This is a genomic window from Nocardioides jiangsuensis, from assembly GCF_019679455.1.
In the GTDB taxonomy this organism is placed as follows: domain Bacteria; phylum Actinomycetota; class Actinomycetes; order Propionibacteriales; family Nocardioidaceae; genus Nocardioides_C; species Nocardioides_C jiangsuensis.
On sequence record NZ_JAIEZQ010000003.1, the window covers coordinates 302127 to 325327 of the forward strand.

The window sequence follows — 23201 nt, forward strand, 5'->3', positions numbered from 1 at the left end:
GCCGGCGCGGCCGTGGCAGGCTGACGTCATGGAGCTTCGAGTCTTCACCGAACCGCAGCAGGGTGCGACGTACGACGACCTGCTCGCCGTCGCGCGGACCGCGGAGGACCTCGGGTACGGGGCGTTCTTCCGCTCCGACCACTACCTCGGCATGGGCACCGAGGGGCTGCCGGGCCCCACCGACGCCTGGATCACGTTGGCGGGTCTCGCCCGGGACACGAGCAGCATCCGGCTCGGGACGCTGATGACGTCGGCGACGTTCCGCTACCCGGGACCGCTCGCGATCTCGGTGGCGCAGGTCGACCAGATGAGCGGCGGGCGGGTCGAGCTCGGCATCGGCGCCGGGTGGTACGAGCGGGAGCACACCGCCTACGGCGTCCCGTTCCCCGCGACCGGTGAGCGCTTCGACCGGCTCGAGGAGTCGCTCGCCGTGATCACCGGCCTGTGGGGCACGCCCGCGGGGGAGCGGTTCGACTTCGAGGGAGAGCACTACCGGCTCTCGGACTCGCCCGCACTCCCCAAGCCGGTGCAGTCGCCACGCCCTCCGGTGCTCATCGGCGGGAAGGGCAAGAAGCGCACTCCCGCCCTGGCGGCGAGGTACGCCGACGAGTTCAACGTCCCGTTCGACGGCATCGAGCAGACCCGGGTGCTCTTCGAGCGGGTCCGCGCGGCATGCGCGGACGAGGGCCGGCACCCGTCCTCGTTGACGTACTCGAACGCGCTCGTGCTCTGCTGCGGGGACACCGAGGCCGAGATCGCGCGACGTGCCGCGGCCATCGGTCGTGACGTGGACGAGCTGCGCGAGAACGGCCTCGCCGGAACGCCCGACGAGGTCGCCGAGAAGATCGGCCGCTACGCCGCGGCGGGCTCGCAGCGGATCTACCTGCAGATGCTCGACCTCGGCGACCTGGACCACCTGGAACTGGTGGCCGAGAAGGTCATGCCCCAGCTCTGACCGGTGCGACCCCAGCGCGGGGACGGCGTTGGTCGTCACGGTGCGTGTGCCCGTCGGCTGGAGGAGGCTCCGGGACGACGCCGGGCGCTACCCGAGGTCGGGTGGGTCGCCCGCGGTGTGGGCGAACAGCTTGCTCACGATTTTCCACCGGTCGTCGATGCGCGCCAGCGACAGGTAGTCGATGAACGACACCGTTCCCCAGTAGCCCTCCTCGGCCACTGTTGCCAGCGCTGCGTCACCGGTCTGGTGGACAGACAGGATCCGCGACCGGTACTGCCCGGTGTCGGCCGGTGCCTTCGCCGACATCGCCATGAGTTCGGAGATGGGTACGTCGTAGCGTTCGCCGGCGAGTGACCCGAACATGCGCGCGTCCTCGTGAAAGGCCGTTCGCAGCTTCTCCACGTTGCCGGTCGCTTCGCCGTCGAGGCACATCTGAACGACGTCGCGAATGGCGTCGTAGTCCTCGACCACGGTCTTGGCGCGGTCGTCGAGGTCGATCGCTGAGCTCATCGTGCACTCCCTTGGCGTCACCGCCCGGCACCCCTCGCCCCGCGCGGAGAAGTCGCCGGGGTGTCGGCCGGACACTGATCTGCTGTTCGCTCCACTGTCCTCCGCCGGTTGGCGCGAGACCATGGCACAGCCGGACTGCCCCCTCCGGGCCGTTGTGTCCGGCCGGTGCCACCGGGGGTCGTCTCTGAGTCCGCGTTCGCGCACGACCCGGAATCCGACGGCGCGTTGGTGAGCGGAGGTGCGTGCGCCGTCGGCCGGGTCTCACGTGCGTCGGTGGTAGCGGATCCTGCCGTTCGGCAGCAGCGTCTTGTCGTAGGCGTCGTCGTGCTCGAGCCGATGGTGGTGGAAACAGCGCAGGCCCCCGTGCGCGAGGTCCGTGGGACCGCCGCGTGACCAGGGCATCTCGTGGTGCGCCTCGGTCCAGGACGGTGGCCTGTCACACCCGTCCGCACGGCATCCCCGGTCGCGATGCGCCAGGGTGAGCCGTTGGTGCCGGGTGTGGAAGCCGCGTTCGCGACCGATGTCCAGGGGCTCGGACTCGCCACCGAGCACCAGCGGGATGATCCCCGCGTCGCAGGCGAGTCGTCGTGCCTCGGCGGCGGAGACGCGTGTGCCGTCGTCGAGCGTGGCGGCGCCGATGCCGCGGAGCAGGAAGTCCAACGGGATGGTGACCACGATGGTGGCGTTGTTGCCGCCGGCCGACGGGAGCCGGTCGGTGGGGTAGCGCTCGACGAGCTCGCAGAAAGCCAGGCCGAGCAGCTCGGCGTAGGGCCGTTTCCGCCCGGACGTGGGGTCGTACCTGGCCTCGCCGACCCGACGGGGCGCGGCCAGAGCCTGGAGTGCCTTGGTCAGCATCGCGGCGTGGAGGTCGGGGATCTTGAACGTGCCGGAGTGGGTCCCGTCGCCGTTGTCGCGCAGGTGGAGGTACGTCGCACGACGGGCGCGACGCTCCTCGTCCTCGAGCTTCCTGCCCTCGCGGTCGTCGGCGGCGCCGGGGTCCAGGACGTCGAGGATCCGGCGGCCCAGGATGCGCAGCGTCTTGGCGTCGACCTCGCCCGCGCTCTCGACAAGGTGCGCCTCGGCCCGCGCGCGCCACTCGGGCTCGAGGTCGTCGGGCAGGTGGTCGACGGCATGCACGATCACGCGCGCCTGGTCGGGGTTCACCGTGCCCGACGCCATGGCGGCCCGGGTCAGCTCGAACCGCTCGTCCAGTGCCTTCGCCAGCCTGACGTCGGAGGACACCGAGGGGCGAACCTGCCGTGTCGCGTGGGCGACCAGCCCGCGGTCGACGAAGCCCCGCTCGCGGCCCCCACGTCGCCCTTGTCCGCCGCGGCGAGCAGCCGCAGGCGCAGCTCCGCCAGCGCCGAGGTCAGGCGGTCCAGCTCGAGCAGCGTGGTCCGTTGCTCCGCCGGGCTCATCGACCACGCCGGCGCGGTGGCGACCCGCTCGAACGCCCGCAGCGCCGCGCCGGAGAAACGGGCGATCACGTGGTCGCGGGTCTCGTCGCCGGGCGGCGTGGGCGTCGTGCTCATGGATCGAACATATGTGCGAACGGGCCAGGTCGGCGAGCATGTTCTCGAGACCGCGGACGAACCGACCGCCGTGCGACCTGTGGACGTCTCCTGGCCGGAGGGGCGCCCTCCGGTACGACCGTCCGCGCCTGTGGGTCGACGATTCGGGACCATCGGCTCCTCAGGTCGTGCCGTCGGGCACTTCGCCACCGGCGTCGGCGGCGTTCGAGTGGAAGCAGTAGCCGCGAGCAGAGGGAGTGAGTGTGGTGGGGAAGCTGGACGGCAGGGTAGCCGTGGTCACCGGTGGGGCGCGGGGCATCGGGGCCTCGATCGCCCGCCTGTTCGTCGCGGAGGGGGCGACGGTGGTGATCGCCGACCGCCTCGAGAGCGAGGGGAAGGCGCTGGCCGCCGAGCTCGGTGAGCCGGCACGCTTCGCCTCCCTCGACGTGGCCGACGAGGCGCAGTGGCAGGCGGTCATGGACCTCGCGTCGCGCGAGTTCGGGGCGGTGGGGATCCTGGTGAACAACGCCGGCATCGTGGAGTTCGGGACGATCGAGGAGCAGTCGCCCAAGGAGTTCCAGCACGTTCTCGACGTGAACCTCGTCGGTCCGTGGATGGGCATGCACGCCGCCGTACCGTCGCTGCGTCGGGCGGGTCGAGGCGTCGTCATCAACGTCTCCTCGACGGCCGGGTTGATGGGGTACTCCAACCTCGGGGCGTACGTCGCCAGCAAGTGGGGGCTGCGGGGGCTGACCAAGACCGCTGCCCTCGAGCTCGCTCCTGATGGCATCCGGGTCTGCTCGATCCACCCGGGCCCGATCCGTACCCCGATGACCGCGCAGTTCGACGACACGATGACCGCTGCCCAGCCGATCGCGCGGTTCGGGGAGCCGGAGGAGGTGGCGAAGATGGCGCTGTTCGTGGCCGCGGACGCCACCTACTCGACCGGCTGCGAGTTCGTGGTCGACGGGGGCGCCACCGTCGGGTCCCTCCTGGTCGCCGACGCGGAGTAGCCCCGGTCCGGCGTTCGTCCCGCCGCCGGGGGACGTTCGCCCCGCTCCTCGACACGGGGCGTCCGGGGAGCCTGAGGATGGAGAGGTGAGGCAGATGAGCACACGAGCGCACGATCATCCCCTCGGTCCGCAGCAGGGACCTGGCCGCTACAGCCCCGACGGGGCCTGGTGGTTCGAGGAGTCCCGCCGGCGGTGGTTCCCGGTGACCGACGCCCTCGACACCCTCGAGGTCGAGCTCGAGGACGTCGGCGGGACGTCGTGGTGGGCGAGCCTGCTGACCACCCTCGGCTCCCAGTACGGCAGCGCCTACTGCCGCTTCGTGGGGCGTGCGCGCAGCGACGACCCGCGCTGGCCGACGTACCAGGTCACCGGCTCGCCGTTCCCGCGGCTGCGGAGCATCCCCGACGACGTCCCACCGGACGAGGCGGTCAGCCCCGGCCTCACCGACGCGCTGGCCGACCTGTGCCGGCGGCTCGACGCCGAGGGATGGCGGGCAGAAGGCCGGGGCGATCACCCGTGGTCGTTCCGCTACGTCCGCTCCTGCGTGGACTGGGACCACCCGTACGACGGGGGAGCGGGCGGGCCGGCGAGCGCACCGCCCGGGGACCGTCCCGCGGTCTGAGCCAAGCCGACCTCCCGGCGAAAAGCGGTGGAGCATCCGCGCCGCCGCTCCTACCGTCGGAAGAGGAGGCCACCGGTGGTGACGGGGGTGAGCGCGTGCGGCGTCGCACCTTCCTGCAGGGTGTCGCCGGGACGGCGGCTGGCCTCGCGCTGGCCGCGTGCACCGCGGACCGGGTCTCCACCGCCCCCGCGCGGCGGCTGGTCGTGGCGCACGGAGCGACCACTCTGTCCGGGACGGTCGAGGCAGCCGCGGTCGACGTCGCGGCCGGCGCCGTCCTCGAGCTGGACCCGGACGTCTCCACGACCCTGACCGTGACCGGCAACGTCGTCGTCGAGGGCCTCCTGCGGATGCGGCCGCGGCGTCCCGACGTGGTGCACACGCTCCGGTTCCGCGACGTCGACGAGTCCCGCTTCGTCGGGGGAGGCGGCTACCCGGTGGCCACGGACGTGGGCCTGTGGGTGGTCGGGGCCGGCGCCCTGGACCTCGCCGGGACGCCCCGCGCCGGCTGGAACCGTACGGGCCGAGACCCCTCCTGGCGGGCGGGTGACCTGCTGCTGCGGGCGCCGCAGGACCGGGGGGACTTCGCGACGTACCGGACGCACACCCCCGGCGTGCCCGTCCCGGTGGTGGAGGGCCCGGACGGGTCGCGCCACCCGACCGAGGTCTTCGACCTGACCCGGAACGTGGTCGTCGAGGGCGCCCCCGGGGCGCGGGCGCACGTGTTCGTCAGCAGCACGTCGCCGCAGCGGGTGCGGCACGTGCTGTTCCGGTGGCTGGGCCCGCGGCGGCGGGTGGCGCAGGACGCGTTCCACCACGCCGGCGTGACGCCGGGCAGGCTCGGCGCCTCGACCGAGGCGGAGTACCCGCCGGGCTACTTCTCCGCGGCGTCGGCGGCGGCCAGCGAGCCCGTCCTGGGCAGGTACCCGCTGCACTTCCACCACTGCGGGGAGGGGTCGCGCGGCACGCTGGTCGAGGGATGCGTGGTCCGCGACTCCTCGCGCGCCTTCGTCCCGCACGGCTCCCACGGGATCACCCTGCGCGACTGCGTCGCGTTCCGGATCCGCGACGACGCCTACTGGTGGGACGAGCGGCACCCCACCGACGACCTGCTGTGGGAGCACTGCGCCGCGTTCGACGTGCGGCACGACCCGGTCGGGAGCGGCAGCCCGGCCGGCTTCCTGCTCGGGCTGGGCCGGGGCACGACGATCCGGGACTGCGTGGCGGTGGGCGTGCACGGAGGAACCGGCGCCGCCGGGTTCGCGTGGCCGGCGTTCGCCAGCGACCGGCCGGACAACCAGTGGGTGGCGCGTGACCTGGTCGCGCACAACTGTGCCGGCGACGGCCTCTACGTCTGGCAGGACGACAACCGGCCGCACCGCGTCGCCGACGTCGTCGGCTACCGCAACGGAGGCTCGGGGCTGGTGCACGGGGCGCACCGCAACGGCTACCGCTACGCCGGGGTGGTGCTCTTCGACAACGCCTACGCCGACCTCTACCACCTGGCGCTCAACCGGGACGACGCCGCGGGGGAGGGGCAGCGGTGGACCGGGGTCTGGGCACCGCACCTGCTGCTCGGCGCGCACGGCCAGGACGCCCGCCGTCCGGTCCGCTTCCTCGACGCGCACGTCGAGCGGCTGACCGTGGACGAGACCGGGCAGGGCGCCGGCGCCTACGAGCTGCACGCCGACCTCGCGCCCTCCGCCGTCACCGTGCTCCAGCAGCGGTCCCGGATCGAGCTGGTCGGTCCCGACGGGTCGGCCGGCACGGTCTGAGCGACGCCTGCGCCCGGCGCGGGGTGAGCGACGCCGTACGACGCCCTCGGTGATGCAACCTCCGGGCCCCGGCCCGCGTCCTGAGGGGTGACACCACGTCACGAATCCGCCGGGGCAGCCGGCCCCGCCCGACGACCGAGGACCGCCATGCGCACCACCCGCTCCCGTACCAGCCTGATCCTGGCCGGCCTCTCCACGGCCGCCGTCCTCGGGACCACCCCGCCCACGGCGGCCACCCCGCCCACCGCGGCCGACGACGCGGGCGTGGCAGCGGCCGCGGTCACGGGCTCGAACCAGCTCGTCGCGCTGCGCGACGTCGACGGCGCCCAGGCGACGTCCAAGAGCCGTATCAACGGCTCGGCCACGGTCGCGTCCGCCGACGGCCGCTACGTGGTCTTCTCCACCGGGTCGGCGCTGGTGCCGGAGGACACCAACCGGCTCGACGACGTCTACCGGCGCGACACCGTCGCGGGCACCACCACCCTGGTCAGCACCACCGCGAAGGGCAGGATCGGCAACGACTACAGCGTCGAGCCGAGCATCTCGGGCGGCGGCCGTTTCGTGGCGTTCACCAGCTTCGCCAGCAACCTGGTCAAGGACACCAACGGGCACACCCTCGACGTGCTGGTGAAGGACATGTCCACCGGCGCGCTCCGTCTGGTCTCCCGGACCAGCGCGGGCAAGCAGACCGGCCGCAACAGCTTCTTCCCGGTCATCTCCGGCGGCGGCCGCTACGTCGCCTTCCAGACCTTCGGCAGGTTCGGGCCCCGCGACCAGGACCGCCGCGAGGACGTCTACGTGCACGACCGTCGCCGGGGCACCACCCGCCAGGTCTCGCTCACCCCCGCCGGCAAGGACGTGCGGTCCGGCGTGCTGGTCGGGGGGATCTCCGCCGACGGCCGCAAGATCACCTTCGGCGACGACAACAGCGCCTGGGTGCGGGACCGGGTGGCGGGGCGGACGACGCGCTTCTGGCACGAGACCGACGACCCGAGCCAGCCCTTCCCCGCCGGCACCGTGGGCCGCCCCGTGGTCTCCGGCGACGGCCGCTTCGTCGCCTTCTCCACGCGCAGCCGGTTCGTGGTCGACGGGGACAAGGGCCACCTGTCCGACGTGTTCCGGCTGAACCTCGGGACCGGTCGCTTCGTCAAGGTGACCGTGTCCCGCCGGGGCGGCAACGCCAACGAGGAGAGCGGCATCCCGAGCCTGTCGCACGACGGGCGGTACGTCGGGTTCATGTCCGCGGCCACCAACCTGGTCGCGGGGGACATCCCCGGGGTGGACGTGTTCGTGCGGGACCTGCGGCGGGGCGTGACCACGCAGGCCTCGGTCGCCCCGGACGGCACTCCCGGGGACGAGGACAGCGGCCGGAACGGGGTCGCGATCAGCGCCGACGGGCAGACCCTGGTCTACGAGTCCTACGCCCGCAACCTGGTCCCGGGCGACACCAACGGCTGGCTCGACGTCTTCGCGTGGCACCGCTGATCTGGACCAGGCGCGGATGTCGTCCCGATTCCGGAAAACCGGCCACGCGACGCCTTTACCTTTCCTACCCTTTACCAGGGGCACGACCAGGGGAGGACACATGGCTCGGGAGGCCGTCCGGGAGCAGCGCAGGCCAGGGGATCTGGCCCGCCTGGCCGAGATCCGGTGGCGGCACGTCCGCGACGTACGGCGTCCGGACCGGCCCGAGGAGAAGGTCGACCACGTGTCGATCGGGCCGAGCGGCATCCATGTGATCGGTTACTGCACCCACGAGCCGGTCGAGGCCGGCGACGCCGCGCTCCGTGACCGCCGCGAGGCCGCGCGGGCCGTCGCCGCGCTGCTGCCCGAGCGCTACCGGTCCCGGACGCTGCCGGTGCTGTGCTTCCGCGAGGAGGTGCCGGTGTCGACGACCCTCGACGAGGTGCTGGTGACCTCCACGATGACCTATGACCACGTGCGCCGCTCGTCGCCGGTCGTGCTCTCCACCTCCGAGGTCAACGAGGTCGCCGGGCTGCTGGAGGCCCGCCTCGAGCCGTACCCGGTCGTCCCGGTCCAGGCGCGCCGCAGGCCTCTCTGGCGCCGGCCCGCCCTGGTCGCGGCGGCGCTGCTCACCGTCGCCGGCGGGGCCGGAGGGCTCGCCGGGCTGGCCGCCGTGGACGCGGTCGCGGTGGCCTGGCCCTGGTAGGACCCCGTGCGCCCCGTTGCCCGGGGCGGTGACCCCGGCGTCGTACCCCGGCCACGTGCCCGGCACGGGCGGCCTTCTCTCTCGCGCGTTCCGCTTGGACGGCGGAACCCCGCGTGCGACTATGCTTCGGGCCCTCCGGGGGCACATCGTCGACAACGAGGAGAGGCCAGTGGCTGACGCAGCCGTGGACAAGGGCTGGGCGACGCTGCTCAGGCGCAACGGTGACGAGGTCGTCGCCCGCTGGAGCGAGGCCGCGGCCCAGTCGCTCGAGGGCCGCATGACGCGTGCCGAGCTCGAGCGCGACGTCCGTGAGATGTACGACGCGCTGGTCGCCGGCGTCGGTGAGGGCGACCGCCACACCCTGGCCGACGCCTCCTTCGCGGAGCTGCGCGCGCTGCTCGCCGACGTCAGCCACACCCGGGCCCGGCAGGGCTTCTCCTCGACCGAGACGGCGGTCGGCGTCTTCGCGCTGAAGGAGGCGATGCTCGGCGTGCTCGAGGAGCACGGCGACCTCGCCGCCTACCGCAGCTTCGCGGACTTCTCCCGGCTGATCGACGAGCTCGGCCTCTACATGCTCGAGGTCTACGCGCAGGCCCGCGAGGCGGTCATCGGCGAGCAGGCCGACGCGCTGCTCGAGCTGTCCACGCCCGTGGTCAAGCTGTGGGACGGGATCATCTCGCTGCCGCTGGTCGGCACCCTCGACTCCGCACGCACCCAGGTGGTGATGGAGAAGCTGCTCCAGGCGCTGGTCGACACCGGCTCCGAGCACGCGATCATCGACATCACCGGTGTGCCCGCGGTCGACACCCAGGTCGCCCAGCACCTGCTCAAGACGGTGCAGGCCGCCCGGCTGCTCGGCGCCGAGTGCATCATCTCCGGCATCCGCCCGCAGATCGCGCAGACCGTGGTCGCCCTCGGCATCGAGTTCGGTGACATCTCCACGAAGGCGTCGCTGTCCGAGGCGCTGTTGGCCGCGCTGCGCAAGCAGGGCACCGACGTCGTACGCCGCACCGGACGCCGGGACCGCTGATGGACCGCGTCCCCATCCTGAAGATCGGCGACATCCTGCTCGTCTCGATCCAGGTGGACCTGCAGGACCACATCGCGCTGGCCCTGCAGGAGGACCTCGGCGACAAGATCGTCGCCACCAGCGCCCGGGGTGTCCTCATCGACATCTCGGCGCTGGAGATCGTCGACAGCTTCATCGGCCGCATGCTCTCCACGATCGCCTCGATCTCGCGCGTCCTCGACGCGGAGACGGTGGTCGTGGGCATGCGCCCCGCCGTCGCGATCACCCTCGTGGAGCTCGGGCTCTCCCTCGGCGGTGTCAGGACCGCCCTCGACGTCGACCGCGGGATGGCGATGCTGGCCGCCTCCACCGAGGTGCGCGACGACGAGCTCGAACCGGACGAGCACGGAGCCATCGACACCGTGTCCGCCCCGGGAGACTGATGCCCACGCCGGTCGTGGTGGAGTCCGGGGAGATCCACGAGATCCACACCGACGCCGACGTCGTCCGGGTCCGGCAGGCGGCGCGGACCCTCGCGCTCTCCGCCAAGCTGTCCCTGGTGGACCAGACCAAGCTGGTCACCGCGGCCAGCGAGCTGGCCCGCAACACCCTCGTCTACGGCGGGGGCGGCCGGGCCACCGTCGAGGTCGTCAGGCTCGGCCCGCGCCGCGGCGTGCGTGCGGTGTTCGTCGACGAGGGACCGGGCATTCCGGACCTCGACCTCGCGCTCACCGACGGCTGGACCAGCGGCAGCGGCATGGGCCTGGGCCTGTCCGGTGCCCGCCGGCTCGTCGACGAGTTCGAGGTCAGCACCGATGTCGGCACCGGGACCACGGTCAGTGTGGTGAAGTGGACGCGATGACTCATGCCGCGGACGACTCGTACGGCCTCGCCGTCGTCGAGGACGTCGGCTGGCTGCGCGTGGACGACCCCAGCTCGCCGGGCACGGTGCGCCGCCGCCTGGTCGAGCTCGCCCGCCAGGTGGGCTTCTCCGAGACCCGGACCGGTGAGGTCGGGATCGTCGCGACGGAGCTCGCCACGAACCTCGTCAAGCACGCTCGCGACGGCGCCGTGCTCCTGCGGCTGCTGCGCTCCGACGGGGTCGGCGGTGTCGAGATCGTGACCGTCGACAGCGGGCCCGGGATGCGCGACCCGCGGGCGGTGTTCGCCGACGGCCGGTCCACGGCCGGCACCCTCGGCATCGGGCTCGGCGCCGTGGCCCGGCTGTCGAGCCGGTACGACGTCCACTCCGCCCCCGGCCACGGCACCGTGGTCACCGCCACCCTGTGGCCGGCCGGGGTCGAGGTCTCGCCCGAGCCTGCCGCGGGGCTGACCCGGGTGATGAGCGGCGAGGAGATCTGCGGCGACGCCTACGCCGTGCGCAGCGTCCACGACGGCCTGCTACTGATGGTCGCCGACGGGCTGGGCCACGGGCCGCTCGCCGCCCGCGCCTCGTCGGAGGCGGTCCGGGTGTTCCGCGAGTCCACCCACCACAGCCCCGCCGAGCTGCTCCGCGAGCTGCACCGCGCCCTCCAGCCGACCCGCGGCGCCGCGATCGCGATCGGCCACCTCCAGCCGCGGCGCGCGCTGCTCACCTACGCCGGGATCGGCAACATCGCCGGCCGTGTGGTCGACAACGGCGCCACCAAGGGGCTGGTCAGCCACCCCGGCATCGTCGGCCACCACGCGCGCGTGCCGCGGTCGCTGGTGTACGACGTCACCCCGACCTCCTACGTCGTCATGCACAGCGATGGTGTCCGCGACCGGTGGGACACCGCCGAGCTGCCGGGGCTGCTGAACCACACGCCGCTCGTCGTCGCGACCTCGATCCTCCGTGACGCGGGGGTCCGTCCCGACGACGCCAGCGTCCTGGTCGCGCAGGTGGCCTGAGCATGGGCGTCCAGGAGGTGTACGCGATCGAGCTCGGCTCCGAGGTCGACGTCTTCGCCGCGCGCCAGGGCGGGCGAGAGGTCGCCGCCGCGGTCGGCATGGACGGCCAGGACCTGGTCCGGGTCGCCACCGCGCTCAGCGAGGTCAGCCGGGACGTGGTCGCGTCCGGCGGTGGCCGGGTGGTGTTCTCGCTGCCCAGCCCGGGGCTGCTCCGGGTCGTGGTGACGTGCAACGCCGTGGACAGGCTCCCGCCCAGCGAGGACTCGGCGGGCCTCGCCGCTGCCGGCCGGCTCGTCGACGGGGTCACCGAGTCCACCGACGCCGCGGGTCACGCCGTGGTGACGCTGGAGAAGCGGATCACCTCACCGGTCCTCCTCGACGACGTCCGCGGCTCGGACCTGCGCCGCAGGCTCGCCGCCTCGGTCCATCGGAGCCCGCTCGACGAGCTGCGGACGCAGAACGCCGAGCTGCTCGCGGCGCTCGACGAGGCGCAGGCCCGCAAGCAGGAGCTGCTCCGGGTCAACGCGGAGCTCGAGGAGACCAACCACGGGGTGCTCGCGCTCTACAACGAGCTGTCGACCGAGCTCGAGGACACCAACCGCGGTGTCGTGGCGCTCTACGCCGAGATCGACCAGAAGAACGCGCTGCTGCGCGAGGCCAGCGAGAGCAAGACCCGCTTCCTGCGCAACATCAGCCACGAGCTGCGCACCCCGGTGAACAGCGTGCTGGGCCTGGCCCGGCTGCTGCTCGACCGCAACGGCGTCGACCCGCTCACCGACGAGCAGCGACACCAGATCGAGTTCATCAACTCCAGCGGCGAGGACCTGCTCCGGCTCGTCAACGAGCTGCTCGACCTGGCCAAGGCGGAGTCCGGGCGGATCGAGCCGGTCATCGACGACGTGGACCTCGCGACGCTCTTCCGCGAGCTGGAGGGGACCACGCGTCCGTTGATCACGCGGGACGACGTACGTCTCGTGGTCGACGAGCCCACCGAGGTGACCCGGCTGCGCACCGACGGCACCCTGCTCCGGCACGTGCTGCGCAACCTGCTCAGCAACGCGGTCAAGTTCACCGAGCACGGCGCGATCACGCTGGCGGCCACCCCGGTCGAGGACGGGCGGGTGGTGCGGGTCTCGGTCCGCGACGAGGGCATCGGCATCTCGCCCGAGGACCAGGCCAAGGTGTTCGAGGAGTTCTACCAGGTGCGCGGCCGGCTGCAGACCAGCGCGAAGGGGACCGGTCTCGGGCTCGCGTTCGCGCGGCGGGTCGCGGTCATCCTTGGCGGCGACCTCCGGGTGCAGAGCACCCCGGGGAAGGGCAGCACGTTCCTGGTGGAGCTGCCGGTCGACGGCCGGCCACCCTCGGCGGCCGACGAGACCGGCTCCGCGACCACCACCGAGCCGGGACCGGGACCGGCGCACCACCATGACCCGTCCCGGGGAGGACAGGAGAACGACGGCCGATGAACGACCCCTCCACGGTGTCGATCCTGGTCTGTGACGACACCGACGCCAAGCGCTACGTGATCTCGAGCTGGCTGCGCCGCGCGGGATACCAGGTGGTCGAGGCGGCCACCGGCAACGAGGCGCTGGACCTGGTCGCGGGTGGCAGCCTGGACCTCGCGGTGCTCGACGTGCACCTGCCCGACATGAACGGCTTCGAGGTGTGCCGGGCGATCAAGCAGGGCCCGCGTACGGCGGCGATGCCGGTGCTGCACATCTCGGCCATCGCGGTCGACCCCGAGCAGCGCAGCGCCGGGCTCGACTACGGTGCCGACGCCTACCTGATCGACCCGATCGAGCCGCTGGAGCTGCTCTCCACGGTGCGGGCGCTGCTCCGGTCTTCCGGCGCCCGTCGCAGCGCCGAGCGGCTCGCCACCCGGCTCAGCCGGCTCAGCACCGCCAACCTGCGGATCAACGTGGCGGTGAACCTGGCCCGGCTGGTCGGCGCCGCCGCCGAGGGAACGGCCCGGGTCCTGGAGTCGGAGTCGGTGGCGATGCTCGTGGGCGACGACGGCCGCAGCCTCGCCGCGCGGACCAGCGCCGACGGCGTCACCACCACCTGGAGCATCCCCGCCGACGTCGTGGCGACCCTGGTCACCGAGGCGAAGGGCGCCACGCTCGTCGAGGGAAGCCACGAGCCCTGGACGACGCTGCTGCCCGAGGCCGGCCAGGGGACCTGGTCGGTGATGCCGGTGCGCGAGGGCCACGAGGTCGTGGGCCTCGTCGGGGCGCCGGGCACTCCTGAGTCCGAGGCGGACGACCGGCTGCTCCTGCGCCAGCTGGCGCAGTCGGTGTCGGTCGCGCACTCCAACCTGCGCGTCTTCGCCGAGGAGCACCGGATCGCGCTCACCCTGCAGCGCAGCCTGCTGCCGGCGACCCTGCCGCCGCTGCCCGGCCTCGACGTGGCCGCGCGCTACAAGGCGTCGGGGGAGCAGGCGGAGATCGGCGGCGACTTCTTCGACGCGTTCCAGACCGACGACGGCAGCAGCGTCGTGGTGATCGGCGACGTCCAGGGGCACTCACTCGCCGCTGCGGTGCTGATGGCGGAGCTGCGCTACTCGCTGCGGGCCTATGCGCACGACGGCTACTCGCCGCCGGAGGTGATGCAGCGGATCAACGCGGTCCTGCTGCGCAGCCACCCGGAGATGACCGCGACGGTCTGCATGCTCGTCTTCCCGCCGGACCGGCGCAGCGTCACCGTGATGAACGCCGGCCATCTGCCGCCGCTGGTCGTCAAGGACGGGGTCGCGGAGTACCTCGAGCCGGGCGGCCCGCTGCTCGGCGTGGACGTCCCGCCGGGTGAGCCGGAGACGATCGCACTGGTGCCCGGCGACCGGATCGTGCTGATGACCGACGGCCTGGTCGAGCGCCGGGACGAGTCGATCAGTACGGCGCTGGAGCGGCTCTCACGTGATCTGCTGGCCGGGGTCGGCACCGCGGAGGAGCTGTGCGACGAGCTCATGGCCCGATGGGGCGCCGGCGAGGACGACGTCGCCCTCGTGCTGCTCGACGTGGTGGAGCAGCACGAGGACGCCGACCGTGCAGACGACCTGACCTCGTCGGTCTAGCGGCTCAGGCGCAGCACCGGGCCGGGGTGGCCGCGGTGCGCAGCGCCCGCCGCTCCGCGAAGCGGGACCGCAGCCGCTGCGTCGTCTCCGCGATCCACGACGGCCGGCAGCAGCGGGCCAGCGCGGCGAGGCGGGAGCGGGTGGCCGTGGCACGCAGCTCGCGGGCGCGGTCGGCGGCCAGGGCGGTGGCGATGTCGGGGTGGGTCATGGTGTCTTCTCCTCAGCAGCAGGCCGGGGCACGCCCGGCGGTGGGTTGGTGGGTGGTCTCGCCGGCGGTGGCGCCGACGGTGACGTCGGCGGTCTCCTCGGCGCCGGGGGCGCAGCAGGTCGCGCCGCCGTCGGCCGGCTCGGCGTCGAAGGTCGGGCTGTCCGCGAGGACCGTGTAGACCTCCCAGAGCTCCCCGTCGGGTGCGCCCTGCACCCAGAACTTGTCCTGCTTGGCGTAGCAGCAGGTGGTGCTGCGCTCGTCGACCGAGGCGAGGCCGCGCTCCGCGAGCCGGGTCTGCTCGGCGTCGACGGTGTCCACGTCGGCGACCTCGACCCCGAGGTGGTTGAGGCTGCCGCCCTGGCCGGGGTTCTCCAGGAGGACGAGCTTGAGCGGTGGCTCGGCGATGGCGAAGTTCGCGTAGCCGGGGCGGCGCTTGGCCGGCTCGGTGCCGAAGAGGGCGCTGTAGAACGCGACGGCCGAGTCGACGTCGTCGACGTTGAGCGCGAGCTGGAGACGGGACATGGTGGGCTCCTCCTAGATATCGACGAGTATCGATGTATGGCTGAGACAGAGGTTGCCAGTCAGTTCGACGGCTGTCAATATGTTGGCGTGACCAATTCTCTGATCGAGCTCACGCCGGTGGAGACCGTCGCGTGCTGCCCCCCGCTGGCCACCGAGCCGTTGTCGACGGAGCAGGCGACCCAGGTCGCGCCCCTGCTCAAGGCGCTCGCCGACCCGGTGCGGCTGCGGCTGCTCTCGCTGGTCGCCTCGCACGAGGGGCAGGAGGCGTGCGTCTGCGACCTCACCGACTCTTTCGACCTCTCGCAGCCGACGATCAGCCATCACCTGAAGGTGATGCACGAGGTCGGGCTGCTCGACCGCAGCAAGCGCGGTGTGTGGGTCTACTACAAGGTCCGCGGCGAGGCGCTCAGCGACCTGGCGAAGCTCATCGGCGGCGCCGCCGGCTGACCCGGGGCCCCCCGCAGGGGACCGGCGGTGTTGCCGCGGTCTCCGTCGGCGGAGCATGCTGGCGAGATGACCCGGGCCCGCTCCGTCGTGGTGCTGGTCGCGGTGGCGGCCTTCCTGCTCGCGTCCTGCGCGGCAGGCCCCAACCCGGCAGTCGACGCCGGGCAGGACCCGGCCGGGTTCTGGCTCGGCCTGTGGCAGGGGATCATCAGCCCGGTCACCTTCGTGATCTCGCTGTTCACCGACGACGTGAACATCTACGAGGTGCGTAACAACGGGAACTGGTACGACTTCGGCTTCATCCTCGGGGTGTCCGTCGCGTTCTCCGGGGCCGGCGCCGGCGGTGGCTCGGCGTCCCGTGGCCGCAGGGGCTGAGGCGGGTCCCGGGCGCCCGTCGTACGCGGTGGTCGGGACCTCCGGCCCGGTCAGCGACCGGGTGGAACCGGAGTAGTCTGGAGATACCGAACAGGAAGCCTCGTCCGACCCTTCCTGAACCGGTTCGAAAGGCGGACGTCATGACGACGTCTATCGGCTCCCCGACGCGCGCGGAGCTTTCCGAGACCCCCACGACCACCGGCCCCGCGACGGCCCCCGCACCCCTGCGGCTGGTCCTCTCCACGCACCCCGGCCACGGCTCCCTCGACGGCGCGTGGTGGCCCCGGTCGCGGAACCTCGCGACCGAGCTCGCAGACCTGGTCGACCACTTCCCGACGAGCGCCGGCAGGGTGATCCGCGCGGTGTACTCCCCGCCCGACTGGCTGCCGGTGTCCCGCCGGGTGGACATCGCCCGCGGGTACATCAAGGTGGGGTTCTTCCCTCACGACGACACCCACGTCCTCGCGCTGCGGCTGTCCACCGGAGAGGTGCTGCGCCTGCTGGTGGTGCCGCCGGCCACCCCCGCCGACGAGGCGCTCGCGGTCATGAAGCTGGCCTCGTCCCCGACGACACTCTCGGCAACCACGCTGCTGGGCTCCGTGCACCGCAACTACGGCGAGGAGCCCGTGGAGCACTGGAACGACGACGGTGGGTCGTGGTGGGACCCGCATCCCACCCCGCCGTCGCAGCGACCTCCCCGATGACGTGGTGACCGCGAGGTCCCACGGGAAGGAGCACTCTCATGAGCACCTGGGTCATCGTGCTGATCGTCCTCGTCGTGGTCGTGGGGGTGACGCTCGCGCTGGCGATCCGGATCGTGAAGCAGTACGAGAAGGGCGTCGTGTTCCGCTTCGGGAGGCTGAACGGCGTCCGTGAGCCGGGCCTACGGCTGATCATCCCGCTGGTCGACGTCATGCACCGGGTGTCGCTGCGGATCGTCACCATGCCGATCCAGTCCCAGGGCATCATCACCCGCGACAACGTCAGCGTGGATGTCTCGGCGGTGGCCTACTACCGCGTCGTGGACGCGGTGAAGTCGGTGATCGCGATCGAGAACGTGCGCGCCGCGATCGACCAGATCGCCCAGACCACGCTGCGCAAGGTGGTCGGCCAGCACAGCCTCGACGAGACCCTCGCGGAGACCGACCGGATCAACGCGGACATCCGCGAGATCCTCGACGTCACCACCGCCGAGTGGGGCGTCGAGGTCACCCTGGTCGAGCTGAAGGACATCCAGCTGCCCGACACCATGAAGCGGGCGATGGCCAAGCAGGCCGAGGCCGAGCGGGAGAAGCGCTCCAAGATCATCAACGCCGAGGGCGAGCACCTCGCTGCCGCGGAGCTCGGCAACGCCTCGGACATCATGATGACCCACCCGCTGGCGCTCCAGCTGCGCAACCTGCAGACGCTGGTCGAGCTGGGCGTCGACAAGAACTCCACCGTCGTGTTCCCCGCCCCGCTGATGAGCACCATCGGCGAGCTCGGGAGCTTCCTGGCACGGGAGGCGACCGCGGCGGAGGCGCGGCGGAAGGACACCGCGGCGCGTGAGGCGGCCGAGGCGGATGCTCTTGCGGAGGCTCTCGAGGAGGCGGAGGCGAAGGCTCCCACCATCCCGGCGCAGCCGGGGCCGCGCGTCACCGAGCCGGTGATGAGGAAGCGGCGCATCAACGAGCCGTTCTAACCGGCGCGGAGTAACGGGGTGTCCCATGAGGGTCGTGCGCATCGTCGCTCCGCTTCTCCTCGCCGGGCTGGTGGTTCCGGCCTTCGCGCCCGTCAGCGCGCCGGCCGCACCGGCCGCACCGGCCGCGCCCGTCCCGACGTTGGTCGGCGTCCGGGCCGCGCACCATCCGGGCTTCAACCGGGTCGTCTTCGACTTCGAGGGCGGGCTGCCCTCGGACCGCCGGGTGCGGTACGTCGACGAGCTGGTCGGTGACGCCTCGGGCCTGCCGGTCCGGATCGCCGGTCGGGCTGTCCTCCAGGTGCGGCTTTCCCCGGCGAACGCGCACGACCAGGACGGCTCCACGGCTCCGGCACGGAGAGCCTTCGCGTTGCCCAACGTCATGACGGCCGTGCGCTCCGGTGACTTCGAGGCGGTGACGACGTACGGCATCGGTCTGGCCAAGCGCACCCACGTCGACGTGTTCACGCTCCGCCGGCCGAGCCGGGTGGTCGTCGACATCAGGGCGGCCTTCCGCACCGTCGACCGCAAGGTCTACCTCTTCGACGAGAAGCGGTACCTCGCGAACAAGGAGCCGTTCTTCACGCCGCGGTGGCGCCCGGTGCGGCCGCACACGCCGGCCACCGGAGTCATGGACCGGCTCTTCGCGGGGCCGCTGAAGGCCGAGCGGGCGACGGGGCTGCGCCTCCTGCGGTCCCGGGCGACCGGGTTCGCCGACCTCGCCGTCGACGACGGCGTCGCGCGGGTCCGGCTGACCGGTCGTTGCAGCAGCGGCGGGTCGACGGTGACGGTCGCCGGCGAGATCATGCCGACGCTGCGGCGGCTCGGCCCGGTCGACTGGGTGAAGATCTACGACCCGGACGGCGACACCGAGCGGCCGATGGGGAGGACCGACTCCATCCCCGAGTGCCTGGAGCCGTGACCGACGACCCTGCCGGGTCGATCACCGGCACCCGGTGCGGGTGATCGACCCCGTTGCGCGTTGCGTCACCGCCACGCCGTCGTGGCGGTCGCGTCAGACGTGGCCCATGGCGATGGCGAGGCGGAGCACGTCGGCGTGCAGCGGGTCGTGCAGCGCGAGGTACTCCGCCGCCTCGGACGGGGGCAGCGCGAGTACCTCGACCACCCGCTCGCCGTCGGGCGGGTTGCCCGGTGGGCCGGTGACCTCCACCTCCGCCACGGCGTAGGACCAGTACGTGCGGGGGTGGGGCAGGTGCGGGCGGAAGGGCTGGGCGCGGTTGCTGTCCGCGACGTGGGTGGCGAAGTGCCGGACGGAGCCGGTGAGGACGGCGCCGGCCTCCTCGAGCAGCTCCCGGCGGGCGAGGTCCTGGAGGGTCTCCTCCGGCTCGCGGGTGCCGCCCGGAAGGAACCTCCAGCCCTGCTCGCTCCGGCAGGCCACGACGTGGCCCTGTGGCGTGACCGCGACGAGGTGCAGCCGGGACACCAGATGGTCGGGTGCGTCCGCCGTGGTGAAGCCGGTCGTGCAGTCCGCGTAGCCGACATGGGCCTCCGCGAACAGCTGCGGGAAGTGCTCGCGCCACCGGGCGTCGTCGTCGCTCACGGCCACATCCTGGCAGGGCGCACCGCGCGGAGCGCGCTCACTTGGACGATTCCCGTGTGCCGGGTGGTGCGGCTCGCGCAGACTGACCCTCGCGACACATGGGACTCGACGGAGGGGTTGGGGGCTGGTGGGCTCAGGTCCGGTCAACGGCACGGCGGCGGACGACGCACGGCCTCGGTCCCGCCCGCGTCGACGGCGGTGGCGCAGGCTGACGGCAGGTCTGGTGGTGCTCGTGCTCGTCGTGCTCGGCGGGGTCTACGGCGCGGCGCACCTGCTCACCTCGCAGTTCGCCTGGGCCCGGGCCGTGGCCTGGATGGAGTCCGACGTCGAGGACCAGTTCCGGTTCCCCGCACGTACGGTCCCGGCCGCTCAGGACGTGAGCCCGCTGCCTCGAGGCCCGGAGCCGGAGGCCCTGTCCGCGCCGGTGAACGTCGGCCTCGTCGGCCGCCCGCTCGACGTGTTCCTCGAGCAGAGCGACACCCGGGCGTTCCTCGTCGTACACCGGGACCGGCTGGTCTACGAGCGGTACTTCGACGGGGCGAGCGCCGAGGACCGGCAGACGTCGTTCTCCGCCGCTAAGTCGTTCCTGTCCACGCTGGTCGGCATCGCCGTCGACGAGGGGCACATCGCCGGCGTCGACGACCCGGTGACGACGTACCTCCCGGAGCTCGCCGAGCGCGACCCCCGTTTCGCTCGCATCACCGTGCGCGACCTGCTGACGATGTCGTCGGGCATCCGGTACGTCGAGGAGGGGCTGCCGTGGAGCGACGACACGCTGACCTACTACGGCACGGACCTGCGGGAGCTCGCGCTCACCCACACCAGCATCGAGGAGCCGCCCGGGCGGACCTGGCGCTACGACAACTACCACCCGCTGCTGCTCGGGCTGGTGCTCGAGCGGGCGACGGGGATGCCGGTCAGCACGTACATGTCCACCCGGCTGTGGCAGCCGCTGGGCGCCGAGGCCGATGCCACGTGGTCGCTGGACTCCGCCGACAACGGGTTCGAGAAGATGGAGAGCGGGTTCAACGCGCGGCCCGTGGACTACGCCAGGTTCGGGCTGATGATGCTGCACGAGGGCCGGTGGAACGGCCGGCAGATCGTCTCGGCGGACTGGGTCGCGGAAGCGACCGCCGCCTCCCGGACCACGGACCCGGCGGACTTCTACCAGTACCTGTGGTGGGTCGGCCCGCCGGACGGCAGCGACCGGCCGCCGTTCTTCGCACAGGGCAAGTTCGGGCAGATGGTCGGGGTGTTTCCCGCGCACGACATGGTGATCGTCCGGCTCGGCGCCACCAGCGGCGACGTCGACTGGCCGGCCCGGCTGCTCGAGATCGCCGACCGGGTCGCCGCCGGCCGGTGAGCGCCGGGGCGGGCTCCGCTACTCGGTGGGCGGCGCGCCGACGGCGCCGCTCAGCGCGGCTGCCCGGGGCCCTTCACGTCTCGCCGCCGATGTCCACCTGGTAGGCCTCGAAGACCAGGTCGGCGCCGCGCTGCCGGTGACGGACGAGCGCACCGAGCAGCGTCGTGCCGAGCTCGCGCACGTGGTCGACGTCCCCGTCGCCGCCCTGTCCCCGGACCCTGGCCAACAGCTCGTCGACGAGCCCTCGGATGCGGGCGTGGTCGTGGGTGAGGCGGGCCATGGCACCGGAGAGCCGGGGTGCCCTGCGGAGCAGCTCCTGGTACAGCCCGTCGGGACCCTCGGTGAGGTCGACGTGCACACGGAAGTCGGCGGTGAGCTCCACGAGCGCGACGTGGACGCGCTCGGCCCAGCGCGCCGGGTCCTGGGGTGCGGGGGCGGCCAACGCGAGCTCCAGGGCGCTCATCGAGTCGCGCAGCTCGGAGCGGCGCCGACGCAGCTCGTCGAGAAACGCCGGCTCCGACGTGGCCGGACTCTGGTCCATCGAGCCTCCAGGGGCGGGCGACCCCGCTACGTCGAATGTAGCGCCCGCGAACCCCTCCTTCGGGTCCGTCGGGGGACGGGCGGTCCGTGCGACGCCGCCCGCTTCACTCGCAGGCGCGCTTGGGGAGCTCCCGCGTGCGGGCCGCCCGGGCGAGGTCGGACAGCTCGGCGGCGAGCCGCTCGAGGGCGTCGGGCCGTAGCCGGTAGTAGGTGTAGCGGCCCTGGGGCTCGGTCTCCACCAGCCCGGCCTCGCGCAGCGCGCGCAGGTGGTTCGACACGTTGGTCTGCCGGGCGCCGGTCTCCTCGACCAGGTGGCAGTTGCACAGCTGCTCGCGGGAGAGGAGCTCGACGATCTGGCGTCGGAGCGGGTCCGCGAGGACCCGTAGAGCATCACTCTGCGCTGACATCACCATAGTCTGATACTTTACCGTACGACGTCCCCCGCAGTGAGTGAGGCATGCATGAGCGAGCGCTCGAGGCTCGTCCAGGAGACCCGTCCCGACCACGAGGAGGTCGTCGGCGGGCTCTCCACGCTGGACCGGTTCCTCCCGGTCTGGATCGGCCTCGCGATGGTGGTGGGACTGCTCGCCGGCCGCTGGGTCCCCGGGCTCGCCGAGGCCCTGGACGCGGTCAAGGTGGCCTCGGTGTCGCTGCCGATCGCGCTGGGCCTGCTGCTGATGATGTACCCGGTGCTGGCGAAGGTCCGCTACGACCGGCTCGACACGGTCACCGCCGACCGGAAGCTGCTGGTCCTCTCGCTGCTGCTGAACTGGGTGATCGGGCCTGCGTTGATGTTCGCGCTCGCCTGGCTGCTGCTGCCGGACCTTCCGGAGTACCGCACCGGCCTGATCGTCGTCGGCCTCGCCCGCTGCATCGCGATGGTCATCATCTGGAACGACCTCGCCTGCGGCGACCGCGAGGCCGCGGCCGTCCTCGTCGCGCTGAACTCGCTCTTCCAGGTCCTCGCCTTCGGCCTGCTCGGCTGGTTCTACCTGTCGGTGCTTCCCGGCTGGCTGGGCCTGGACACCGCCGGGCTCGACGTGTCGTTCTGGACGATCGCGGGCAGCGTCCTGGTCTTCCTCGGCATCCCGCTCGCCGCCGGCTACCTGACCCGCCGGCTGGGCGAGGCGCGCAAGGGCCGCGACTGGTACGAGGGACGGTTCCTGCCGAGGATCGGTCCGGTCGCGCTCTACGGGCTGCTGTTCACGATCGTGCTGCTGTTCGCGCTGCAGGGGAGCGCGATCACCTCGCAGCCGCTCGACGTGGCCCGCATCGCCGTACCCCTGCTGGCCTACTTCGCCCTCATGTGGACCGGCTCCCTCGTCGCCGGCTGGCTCGCGGGACTGGACTACCCGCGCGCCACCACGCTCGCGTTCACGGCCGCCGGCAACAACTTCGAGCTCGCCATCGCCGTCGCGATCGCGGTCTTCGGCGTCACCAGCGGCGAGGCGCTCGCCGGCGTGGTCGGCCCGCTGATCGAGGTGCCGGTGCTGGTCGCCCTCGTGTACGTCGGCCTCCGCACCCGCCGCTTCTTCCCCCGCCACCGCACCCCAGGAAGGGTCACCCATGTCTGACAAGCCCAGCGTGCTCTTCGTCTGTGTCCACAACGCCGGCCGCTCGCAGATGGCCGCCGCCTACCTCACCCACCTCTCGGCGGGCCGCGTGGAGGTCCGCTCGGCCGGGTCCGAGCCGGCCGACCAGGTGAACCCGTCGGCGGTCGAGGCGATGGCCGAGGAGGGCATCGACATCACCGCGGAGACCCCCAAGATCCTCACCACCGAGGCCGTCCAGGACTCCGACGTGGTGATCACCATGGGCTGCGGGGACACCTGCCCGATCTTCCCGGGCAAGCGGTACGAGGACTGGGAGCTCGAGGACCCCGCCGGCAAGGGCGTGGACAGCGTCCGGCCGATCCGCGACGACATCAAGGCCCGGATCCTGAACCTGCTCGAGGAGCTGGGCGTCGAGCCCGCCACCGCGTGACCCCC

At 72.5% G+C, this 23201-nt stretch carries 28 protein-coding genes; 20 read left to right on the top strand and 8 right to left on the bottom strand.

Going from position 1 to position 23201, the window contains the following annotated elements:
• Positions 1-28 precede the first annotated feature (28 nt).
• Positions 29-955 (top strand): LLM class F420-dependent oxidoreductase, encoded by a 927-nt coding sequence (locus tag K1X13_RS17310; RefSeq protein ID WP_221026390.1) that lies wholly within the window; start codon positions 29-31, stop codon positions 953-955.
• Between the two features lie 87 nt (positions 956-1042).
• On the opposite strand, the gene K1X13_RS17315 is transcribed toward K1X13_RS17310, so the two are convergent.
• The 3 genes from K1X13_RS17315 to K1X13_RS19245 form a co-directional block, all read right to left on the bottom strand.
• A complete protein-coding gene (locus tag K1X13_RS17315; protein ID WP_221026391.1) occupies positions 1043-1465 on the bottom strand; it encodes a nuclear transport factor 2 family protein in 423 nt (140 codons plus the stop codon).
• A gap of 261 nt (positions 1466-1726) precedes the next feature.
• Positions 1727-2707, bottom strand: a complete 981-nt coding sequence (locus tag K1X13_RS17320; RefSeq protein WP_308249616.1) for an HNH endonuclease signature motif containing protein — start codon at positions 2705-2707, stop codon at positions 1727-1729.
• Entirely contained in the window at positions 2656-2997 is a 342-nt protein-coding gene (locus tag K1X13_RS19245; protein ID WP_225915480.1) for a hypothetical protein, read from the bottom strand. Before K1X13_RS19245 ends, K1X13_RS17320 begins: the two co-directional genes overlap by 52 nt.
• A gap of 245 nt (positions 2998-3242) precedes the next feature.
• On the opposite strand from K1X13_RS19245, the gene K1X13_RS17325 reads away from it, so the two are divergent.
• The 11 genes from K1X13_RS17325 (at position 3243) to K1X13_RS17375 (ending at position 14522) form a co-directional block, all read left to right on the top strand.
• On the top strand, positions 3243-3989 hold the full coding sequence (locus tag K1X13_RS17325; protein ID WP_221026393.1) for a glucose 1-dehydrogenase: 747 nt from the start codon (positions 3243-3245) through the stop codon (positions 3987-3989).
• Between the two features lie 94 nt (positions 3990-4083).
• On the top strand, positions 4084-4611 hold the full coding sequence (locus K1X13_RS17330) for a hypothetical protein (protein ID WP_221026394.1): 528 nt from the start codon (positions 4084-4086) through the stop codon (positions 4609-4611).
• Between the two features lie 95 nt (positions 4612-4706).
• On the top strand, positions 4707-6383 hold the full coding sequence (locus K1X13_RS17335) for a hypothetical protein (protein ID WP_221026395.1): 1677 nt from the start codon (positions 4707-4709) through the stop codon (positions 6381-6383).
• A gap of 147 nt (positions 6384-6530) precedes the next feature.
• Positions 6531-7868 carry a TolB-like translocation protein gene (locus K1X13_RS17340; RefSeq protein WP_221026396.1) on the top strand — a complete coding sequence of 446 codons (1338 nt, stop codon included), beginning with the start codon at positions 6531-6533 and terminating at the stop codon, positions 7866-7868.
• Positions 7869-7968: 100 nt separating this feature from the next.
• Positions 7969-8553, top strand: a complete 585-nt coding sequence (locus tag K1X13_RS17345; RefSeq protein WP_221026397.1) for a hypothetical protein — start codon at positions 7969-7971, stop codon at positions 8551-8553.
• Positions 8554-8722: 169 nt separating this feature from the next.
• Complete coding sequence (locus K1X13_RS17350) at positions 8723-9583, top strand: STAS domain-containing protein (RefSeq protein WP_308249617.1); 861 nt, start codon at positions 8723-8725, stop codon at positions 9581-9583.
• Positions 9583-10005 (top strand): STAS domain-containing protein, encoded by a 423-nt coding sequence (locus tag K1X13_RS17355; protein ID WP_221026399.1) that lies wholly within the window; start codon positions 9583-9585, stop codon positions 10003-10005. Before K1X13_RS17350 ends, K1X13_RS17355 begins: the two co-directional genes overlap by 1 nt.
• A complete protein-coding gene (locus K1X13_RS17360) occupies positions 10005-10424 on the top strand; it encodes an anti-sigma regulatory factor (RefSeq protein WP_221026400.1) in 420 nt (139 codons plus the stop codon). The genes K1X13_RS17355 and K1X13_RS17360 overlap by 1 nt, the downstream gene beginning before the upstream one ends.
• Entirely contained in the window at positions 10421-11452 is a 1032-nt protein-coding gene (locus K1X13_RS17365; RefSeq protein ID WP_221026401.1) for an ATP-binding SpoIIE family protein phosphatase, read from the top strand. Before K1X13_RS17360 ends, K1X13_RS17365 begins: the two co-directional genes overlap by 4 nt.
• Positions 11453-11454: 2 nt before the next feature.
• On the top strand, positions 11455-12918 hold the full coding sequence (locus tag K1X13_RS17370) for an ATP-binding protein (RefSeq protein WP_221026402.1): 1464 nt from the start codon (positions 11455-11457) through the stop codon (positions 12916-12918).
• Positions 12915-14522: a fused response regulator/phosphatase gene (locus K1X13_RS17375; RefSeq protein ID WP_221026403.1), complete on the top strand. Its 1608-nt coding sequence runs from the start codon at positions 12915-12917 to the stop codon at positions 14520-14522. Before K1X13_RS17370 ends, K1X13_RS17375 begins: the two co-directional genes overlap by 4 nt.
• Before the next feature lie 4 nt (positions 14523-14526).
• Here K1X13_RS17375 and K1X13_RS17380 read toward each other — a convergent pair whose 3' ends face one another.
• Both K1X13_RS17380 and K1X13_RS17385 read right to left on the bottom strand, forming a co-directional pair.
• Positions 14527-14730 (bottom strand): hypothetical protein, encoded by a 204-nt coding sequence (locus K1X13_RS17380; protein WP_221026404.1) that lies wholly within the window; start codon positions 14728-14730, stop codon positions 14527-14529.
• A gap of 12 nt (positions 14731-14742) precedes the next feature.
• On the bottom strand, positions 14743-15252 hold the full coding sequence (locus tag K1X13_RS17385; protein WP_221026405.1) for an ArsI/CadI family heavy metal resistance metalloenzyme: 510 nt from the start codon (positions 15250-15252) through the stop codon (positions 14743-14745).
• 87 nt (positions 15253-15339) lie between these two features.
• Between K1X13_RS17385 and K1X13_RS17390 the strand changes: the two genes are divergently transcribed.
• The 5 genes from K1X13_RS17390 (at position 15340) to K1X13_RS17410 (ending at position 18671) form a co-directional block, all read left to right on the top strand.
• Positions 15340-15699 carry a metalloregulator ArsR/SmtB family transcription factor gene (locus K1X13_RS17390; protein WP_308249618.1) on the top strand — a complete coding sequence of 120 codons (360 nt, stop codon included), beginning with the start codon at positions 15340-15342 and terminating at the stop codon, positions 15697-15699.
• Between the two features lie 66 nt (positions 15700-15765).
• Positions 15766-16071 (top strand): hypothetical protein, encoded by a 306-nt coding sequence (locus K1X13_RS17395; RefSeq protein WP_221026407.1) that lies wholly within the window; start codon positions 15766-15768, stop codon positions 16069-16071.
• A gap of 140 nt (positions 16072-16211) precedes the next feature.
• On the top strand, positions 16212-16775 hold the full coding sequence (locus K1X13_RS17400; RefSeq protein ID WP_221026408.1) for a DUF5994 family protein: 564 nt from the start codon (positions 16212-16214) through the stop codon (positions 16773-16775).
• Between the two features lie 38 nt (positions 16776-16813).
• On the top strand, positions 16814-17752 hold the full coding sequence (locus tag K1X13_RS17405; RefSeq protein WP_221026409.1) for a slipin family protein: 939 nt from the start codon (positions 16814-16816) through the stop codon (positions 17750-17752).
• Positions 17753-17777: 25 nt separating this feature from the next.
• Positions 17778-18671, top strand: coding sequence for an AMIN-like domain-containing (lipo)protein (locus K1X13_RS17410; protein ID WP_221026410.1), 894 nt, complete (start codon positions 17778-17780; stop codon positions 18669-18671).
• A 93-nt stretch (positions 18672-18764) separates the two neighbouring features.
• Here the strand turns inward: K1X13_RS17410 and K1X13_RS17415 are convergent, their stop codons facing one another.
• On the bottom strand, positions 18765-19310 hold the full coding sequence (locus K1X13_RS17415; RefSeq protein WP_221026411.1) for an NUDIX hydrolase: 546 nt from the start codon (positions 19308-19310) through the stop codon (positions 18765-18767).
• A 223-nt stretch (positions 19311-19533) separates the two neighbouring features.
• Here K1X13_RS17415 and K1X13_RS17420 point away from each other — a divergent pair, with 223 nt between their 5' ends.
• A complete protein-coding gene (locus tag K1X13_RS17420; RefSeq protein WP_221026412.1) occupies positions 19534-20673 on the top strand; it encodes a serine hydrolase domain-containing protein in 1140 nt (379 codons plus the stop codon).
• A gap of 73 nt (positions 20674-20746) precedes the next feature.
• On the opposite strand, the gene K1X13_RS17425 is transcribed toward K1X13_RS17420, so the two are convergent.
• A complete protein-coding gene (locus K1X13_RS17425) occupies positions 20747-21214 on the bottom strand; it encodes a hypothetical protein (protein ID WP_221026413.1) in 468 nt (155 codons plus the stop codon).
• A gap of 103 nt (positions 21215-21317) precedes the next feature.
• Positions 21318-21620: an ArsR/SmtB family transcription factor gene (locus K1X13_RS17430; protein WP_225915334.1), complete on the bottom strand. Its 303-nt coding sequence runs from the start codon at positions 21618-21620 to the stop codon at positions 21318-21320.
• A gap of 54 nt (positions 21621-21674) precedes the next feature.
• Here K1X13_RS17430 and arsB point away from each other — a divergent pair, with 54 nt between their 5' ends.
• Both arsB and K1X13_RS17440 read left to right on the top strand, forming a co-directional pair.
• Complete coding sequence (gene arsB, locus K1X13_RS17435) at positions 21675-22787, top strand: ACR3 family arsenite efflux transporter (RefSeq protein ID WP_221026415.1); 1113 nt, start codon at positions 21675-21677, stop codon at positions 22785-22787.
• The gene (locus K1X13_RS17440) at positions 22780-23196 is read left to right on the top strand and encodes an arsenate reductase ArsC (RefSeq protein ID WP_221026416.1); all 417 of its coding nucleotides are present in this window, start codon (positions 22780-22782) and stop codon (positions 23194-23196) included. The genes arsB and K1X13_RS17440 overlap by 8 nt, the downstream gene beginning before the upstream one ends.
• Positions 23197-23201 lie beyond the last annotated feature (5 nt).